The organism is Moorena sp. SIO3I6 (assembly GCF_010672095.1).
On sequence record NZ_JAAHHU010000270.1, the window covers coordinates 1 to 6,425 of the forward strand.

Below are 6,425 nucleotides of genomic sequence, written 5' to 3' on the forward strand. Positions count from 1 at the left end.
AGCATCTGAGACAGTCGCATTACTTACTTCCTTTTTAGACCAAACTACCATTATCTCATCAGTTTAAAACTTTCATCAACAGTATGTCAGCCAGGATTGACAAACTATTCACCCTCTGAGAAGGTATTTGATTATATGCTAGTTTCTAATTTAATTTAAATTACCATAATCGTGGTTATAAACGTTTTAGCTGGCGAAGTTTTACATTTCCTTGGTTTCATTAGTTAACATATTTCCATCTGAGCTTTAAAAAAGGCTCGTGGTGATGGTATTGTTAAGGTTTTTAAAAAATCTAGAATTTTTTGATATTTCCAGCTTTGATATAACTCTGAATTATAGCAGTATAAATACCAGTTATAGATTTTATAAACAGTCATACTTTTTAAGTAAAAATGATATTAATTTTTAGATAAACACAACAATAAAATCTTTCGTTGCTTGTCATAATTGCTGTTGATGTCTATGAACAAAAGCTCGAGCAACCCATCTGCCCCCCCAGAGAATATACCCTAGATGAATTACTAGCCAATGAAGTCGAAATCAGTGAAGAGGTTCACTGGGGTAAAGCAGAAGGTCGAGAGGTGTGGTAGGCTTCTTTGAGTGCGAATTACCTTTTGGACAACTTCTAGTCAGCAAAAAAGGAACAGATATAAACTTTGGGTATTGAACTACGCAGTTACGTATACATAGACAGCTTGCAGCCTCAGCACGCCGCTTACATGGGAACAGTAGCGTTAGGATTTTTGCCCTTACCAGGAGATACCTCCCTTTGGATTGAAATCTCACCAGGTATTGAAATTAACCGGATTACCGATATTGCCCTCAAATCCACTGCCGTGCGTCCAGGAGTGCTGGTGGTCGAACGGCTTTACGGACTTCTAGAGGTGCATGCTAATAAACAAGGGGAAACCCGTACAGCTGGCAAAGCAATTTTAGACGCACTGGGCGTCCGGGAACAGGATCGGCTCAAACCTCGGGTCATTTCTAGCCAAATTATCCGTAACATTGATGCCCACCAGACCCAGTTAATTAATCGCACACGGCGGGGTCAAATGTTGCTAGCAGGGCAAACCCTATATGTATTAGAAGTTGAGCCAGCTGCCTATGCTGCCCTAGCTGCCAATGAAGCAGAGAAATCTGCCTTAATTAACATCTTACAAATTAGTGCAGTGGGCAGCTTTGGACGCCTCTACCTAGGTGGAGAAGAACGGGATATATTAGCAGCGTCTCAGGCAGCGCTGACAGCTATTGAAAGCGTGAGTGGTCGTGAACATCCTGCTGCCAAGCGCAAGGAATAGAAAGGAATTCTTCCTGAGCTGATCCCTTAATGTAGTGCCATTGGGTTAAAGTCTTTGTTGGCACCGCTACATAATGTGAAGGAGAACCTCAATGGCCAATATAGAACATCTTGCTCTACTCAAACAAGATCCATTGAGATGGACAGAATGGAGAAAGACAAATCTAGATCTAGAACCAGACCTTAGCGAAGTTAACCTCAATGGGGCTAACTTTGAAAGGGTAAACTTAGCAAAAGCTAACCTAAAAAAGGCAAATCTAGGCAATATTAAACTGATTAGCGCTAACCTCAGCCAAGCTAACCTCAGTAATGCCAACCTCCAAGATGCTGAACTGATCAAAGCTAAACTGATCTCGGCAGAGCTAATTGGGACTAAACTTATAGCAGCTAACCTGATCAGGGCTGACCTAAATGGTGCCAATTTAATTGGGGCTGACTTGACCCTAGCTAACCTCATGGAAGCTGATTTGAGTAATGCTAACCTAATTGGCACTAGCTTGCTCAAAGCTAATCTCTCAGAAGCAGATTTAAGTGGGGCAAAGCTAAGACGGACTAACCTGGTTGAGGCTAACCTTATGGCTGCTAATCTCTGCCATGCTAATCTGAGCAATGCTAATCTTCATCAAGCTGAACTGCTTGGGGCTTACCTATACAAAGCTGAGTGTCGAGGGGCTAACCTAGCAGAAGCTCACCTTAGTGGAAGCTATCTGTTTGGAGCTAACCTAGCAGAGGCAGACCTTTACAGGGTTGACATTAGATGGGCGAACCTTACTAAAGCAAATTTAAGCGGGTCTAACCTGACTACAGCTAAGCTCAGGGGCGCTAACCTCAGTAAAGCTAACTTAACTGGGGCTACTATCATTGAAGCTGAACTAAGCCAAGTTAATCTAAGGGAAACAATTATGCCTGATGGAACCATCCATCCTTAGATCACCACATCTGATCACACTCAATCAAACCTTCGATTAATCAGTTAGTGCTGCCAATATCATCCAACAGACAAAATCGACCAGACACCGATGAGTCATGCCCAACCGCCCCTAGAATTTATCCGACAAGCTATAGTTGACCTGACTCATGAGCTGCAAACCTCTATGCAAAGTCTGATCATAACTTGACAATATTCTCTGAATAAGTAATAATACAAAACATTATTTTTATCCTTAACGTAAAGTTAATCAAAGTGGGCTTTTGGTTAACTTTAGGTAAAGGTTTGGACTGTGACTATCCTGAGTCCACTCAACCTCAATCTCAAGAGTCTGGCTTGCTAGACGTCAGACTGGGACGATGAACAAACTAGTATTACCCCAAAGCAAAACCATTGGAGAATGGAGTTATCTGGGAATTGAGAAACACTTCCAGAAAATGCTTAGTCACGAAGCCGCCGTTCTCCAAGATCGAGATCCAGAACAGCTGCACCAAATGCGTATCGGAATGCGGCGCTTGCGTACCGCCGTCACTAGTTTTACCCCTGCCTTAGACTTGCCCAAAGCAGCCTCTGAAAAACAGATTGGTAAGATTGCCCGTATTTTAGGCAGTCTTCGAGATCTAGATGTCCTCCAAGAAACCCTCCACAAAGGTTACCAACCCAAGTTACCCACCAAAGAACGGAAAGCATTGAAGCAAGCTTACGTTTACTTGGAAAAAAAGCGGTGCAAAGCTTTAACACAAGTTCGGGAAGCTCTGCAAGGTAAGCCACACCAAAAGCTTAAGCAAACCTTAAAACGGTGGCTCAAAAAACCCACCTATAAAGAAATGGCTCAGATGCCAGCGGCTGCGGTATTACCTGATTTACTCTTACCCATTGTCAGCCGCCTGTTACTCCACCCCGCTTGGCTAGTGGGCGTTGATCTTCAGGATACTGGTAGCCAAACTCCCAAGCAGCTGAAACCAGCAGCAGTTGAGTCATTGCTAGCCATTCGTGGAGCAATGATTCACGATCTACGTAAGCAAGCCAAGCGGGTGCGTTACCAAATGAATCTATTTACTGAACTATATAGTCCTACCTATAAGGACTATGTGGAAGATATGAAGCAAATTCAAGGCATCTTAGGTGATATTCAGGACAGTATGGTTTTAGACGAATTCTTAAACTCTGTCTTTGACTCAGACCTAAAACATAAGGCTCCCCAGCTGGCTCAGTTACTACAGGCCAACCGCTACAAATCATGGCAGCAGTGGCAAACCTTACAACAGAATTATTTGAAGCCCGAAACCAGGCAAGCCTTTCGCCAAATATTACTGACTGAGTCAGGCAACTGATAGGTCTGATGCTGGTGAGGGTATAAACACGGTTAATGTATCTTGGTTGAATGAATTGTATAAAATGTGCTAGCCTTAGTAACATAATAGATACAACACTTTGTTCTTTTTGCTTTCTCAGAGTCATGGTCAAGGCAAAAACCTTTAGGCAAGACTGATTCCCTTGCTGAGCTGCTCAAAAAGCAGTGATGGTTTTTAACCTGTTAGGGCTAGCCACTGTTGACGATTTTCTACAAATATCTTGCAGTATCTACAAAAATAGGTTAGACTTTGATTAGGAATCTAGTGTCATTGAAAACATTCTGTAACTTGAATTGAAGCCGAAAACCAAAGCTTTAATGATAGTGGTTGCGTTTTCTATTAAACACAGATTTATGCGCCAAGAGCGGAACAAAACCTATCTTGGCCTTGGGAGATACCCCCTGGCTGCGAGAGCAGCTTGCATTAGTGGGCTAAAATCTGCAAAGTAGATTTTGGTAGCTAAAAAGTATCGGAACTGAAAGTGTAAAAGAAAAGATACAAGTGGTCTTATAGGAGCTTTTTGCTTGATGGACTATATAGAAAAGGTTTTGGAAAAAATTCAAGAATGGGCGCGCAAACTTATTGAAGCGCTATTAGGTCCTGAGGCTCAGCCTGAACCAGAACCAATACCCATTCCTGTTAATGACCCAAGGTGTCGTCGGAATTAGATAGTTATTGTGTCCGGTGATCCTCGAAAACGTCTAAGTATCCTGGTTCTCCATGGTCCCAATCTTAATTTACTGGGACAGCGAGAACCACGTATTTATGGATCTGTAACCTTGGATGAGATTAACTATCTCCTAGAGCAAGAAGGGCAAAGGCTTGAGGCAAGCGTGACAGCCTTGCAGTCTAATCATGAAGGTATCTTAGTCGATAGGATACATGGAGCTTTAGGAAACCACGAGGGGATTTTAATTAATGCTGGTGCTTATACCCATACCAGTGTGGCTATTCGAGATGCAATAGCTGCGGTAGCCTTGCCAACTGTAGAAGTTCATCTGAGCAACATCTATAAACGAGAAGCCTTTAGACATCATTCGTTAATGGCACCAGTGGTAGTCGGTCAGATTAGTGGTTTTGGAGCTAACAGCTATAGACTGGGGTTACAGGCTCTAGTTCTTACATTGAGAAAATCGATTGGTAATTAAAATCGAAAAGGTGATGGGTGCTGCCTTGCGGGTTGAAAAAGGCAATTTAAAAGCACAGTAGATTTCTTGACAAAATATGGATGCGGTACTCACTTTTGAACCGATTTAGAGGTGCCTTGTTAGGTAGCCTTGTGGGAGAAATCCTGGCTGGGAGTGGCTGCCAAAAGTTACCACCAGCTCAAGTAAGATTTCGACCGCTTTCCCTTGGGGATGCTGGTCTGAGTAAGGCGATTTCCGATTGGAGCAAGATTGCTACTTGTGGTATTGAAAGTTTGATTCGCTGTGGCAACCTCGATTTAGGAGATTGGTTAGTTCACTGTGAAAAGGCTCAACCCTCTATCCTTTCATTAAAAGGGACTGCCAACAGTAGCGAAGCAGCAGTAGCAACCTTACCAATAGCATTATTTTTTCATGAAGATGAAGTCAAGTTGCGCCAAAAGCTGCTACAGGCGGCAGCAATTTGGCAAAATGATTCTCAAAGGTTTGAGAGTGTCTTGACAATAGCTTGGGCAATAGCGATCGCTCTTACCGAAAAACTTGACTGCCCTAACCTGATTTCCCGAATCATTGCCTACCTAGGGAACTATGAAAATCAAAATACCTGGGTGGAACAATTGGAACAATTACAAAGTCTACTGGAGCTTGGGGCAAGTTTAGAACAAACTGTTATCCAGCTGCGTCGAGAGCAAAGGCGTAGAAATGAGTCTGAGGATGACTGCTCTTTATCGATTGCCTTAGCATTGTACTGTTTCCTAAACACCCCAGAAGATTTTCGCCTCTGTGTAACTCGTGCAGCTCTTACAGGCTATCAATCACAAACTACTGCTGCCTTAACAGGTGCTTTAGCTGGTGCCTATAACGGTATCATCAGTATTCCAGTGCCCTGGCTGGTGGCTCTTAACCTCAACATTACTGGGGTTGACCCATGGCAATTAGCAGACCAGTTGTTGGCAGTGTGGTCAGGTGTATATGACGTTTCAGCGATAGCTCAGTTTCAGAAGCTAGCTGTGGTAGCACCAAGGGTGATCGGATCTCGATAAGCTGTTCAATCAAAGGACTTTCAAACCAAAAATGAAGTTTTACCTACAAGGGGCTGTAGCCTGAAACGTGATGGTAGATAAAATTTTCATGGCCTGTGTTGCACCCGTGGTGTTGAATTTGCTACCACAGCTATAGGTAAAACTAATATAAACCAGTTAAACTAAGATGATCTAAAAAAAACACTGGCTTCTGAGTTTTGTAAACTAAAAATCAGTCAAGTCTGGAATTATATTCTGTTACTGACCCCGCAATAAAGGGTGCTTATGGGGTAAGACTTAAGCCTAAGTGTGACTAGACGATTGAGCCTAATCCTGGTAAGAACTTCCAGCCACAACCCCTAAGCTGGAGTATCTGCAAGACTGCTTACTTCAGTCGCGGTTAAGGATCGGAATCATCAAGGTGCGCGCCTCCTAGGCCGCGAGCAATCCCTCGCGGCCTAGGGTGGCACCGCTTGGATTAGGTGGTCAAGGGGACTTACAACTCCATGATTGAGGATTATCTCAATGCGAGTAGCTATTTGATCACCAACTCGACAGCAACTAATGCCAATTACCCCAAGTTCCCCTAGGGAATCGATTAAAGAAAGAAAAGCTAAAGTTGTAAATAATGACGTAGGCGTATTTACGGTGAAGTTGGTCTGTGAATCATCTGGAAGT

The 6,425-nt window shown here is 43.1% G+C and carries 8 protein-coding genes; 7 read left to right on the forward strand and 1 reads right to left on the reverse strand.

Annotated features, from left to right (window positions below; genetic code table 11):
* Nucleotides 1-434: 434 nt before the first annotated feature.
* The 7 genes from F6K49_RS33645 (at nt 435) to F6K49_RS33675 (ending at nt 5,768) form a co-directional block, all read left to right on the forward strand.
* Nucleotides 435-590, forward strand: a complete 156-nt coding sequence (locus F6K49_RS33645; protein ID WP_293025344.1) for a hypothetical protein — start codon at nt 435-437, stop codon at nt 588-590.
* Nucleotides 591-656: 66 nt separating this feature from the next.
* The gene (locus F6K49_RS33650) at nt 657-1,298 is read left to right on the forward strand and encodes a hypothetical protein (RefSeq protein WP_044491860.1); all 642 of its coding nucleotides are present in this window, start codon (nt 657-659) and stop codon (nt 1,296-1,298) included.
* Between the two features lie 91 nt (nt 1,299-1,389).
* Nucleotides 1,390-2,226 (forward strand): pentapeptide repeat-containing protein, encoded by an 837-nt coding sequence (locus F6K49_RS33655; RefSeq protein WP_293025345.1) that lies wholly within the window; start codon nt 1,390-1,392, stop codon nt 2,224-2,226.
* Between the two features lie 358 nt (nt 2,227-2,584).
* Entirely contained in the window at nt 2,585-3,559 is a 975-nt protein-coding gene (locus F6K49_RS33660; protein ID WP_293025346.1) for a CHAD domain-containing protein, read from the forward strand.
* Between the two features lie 548 nt (nt 3,560-4,107).
* The gene (locus F6K49_RS33665) at nt 4,108-4,248 is read left to right on the forward strand and encodes a hypothetical protein (RefSeq protein WP_008177935.1); all 141 of its coding nucleotides are present in this window, start codon (nt 4,108-4,110) and stop codon (nt 4,246-4,248) included.
* A 9-nt stretch (nt 4,249-4,257) separates the two neighbouring features.
* Nucleotides 4,258-4,728: a type II 3-dehydroquinate dehydratase gene (gene aroQ / locus F6K49_RS33670; protein ID WP_293025347.1), complete on the forward strand. Its 471-nt coding sequence runs from the start codon at nt 4,258-4,260 to the stop codon at nt 4,726-4,728.
* Nucleotides 4,729-4,808: 80 nt separating this feature from the next.
* Nucleotides 4,809-5,768 (forward strand): ADP-ribosylglycohydrolase family protein, encoded by a 960-nt coding sequence (locus tag F6K49_RS33675; protein ID WP_293025348.1) that lies wholly within the window; start codon nt 4,809-4,811, stop codon nt 5,766-5,768.
* A gap of 437 nt (nt 5,769-6,205) precedes the next feature.
* On the opposite strand, the gene F6K49_RS33680 is transcribed toward F6K49_RS33675, so the two are convergent.
* Nucleotides 6,206-6,425, reverse strand: a 220-nt coding sequence (locus F6K49_RS33680) for a hypothetical protein (protein ID WP_293103634.1), incomplete at its 5' end; no start/stop codon positions are given.

Excerpts from the sequence above, each read along its gene's own strand:
- F6K49_RS33655 (WP_293025345.1), top strand. The coding sequence starts at position 1,390 with ATGGCCAATATAGAACATCTTGCTCTACTCAAACAAGATCCATTGAGA.
- F6K49_RS33660 (WP_293025346.1), top strand. The coding sequence starts at position 2,585 with ATGAACAAACTAGTATTACCCCAAAGCAAAACCATTGGAGAATGGAGT.
- F6K49_RS33665 (WP_008177935.1), top strand. The coding sequence starts at position 4,108 with ATGGACTATATAGAAAAGGTTTTGGAAAAAATTCAAGAATGGGCGCGC.
- F6K49_RS33675 (WP_293025348.1), top strand. The coding sequence starts at position 4,809 with ATGCGGTACTCACTTTTGAACCGATTTAGAGGTGCCTTGTTAGGTAGC.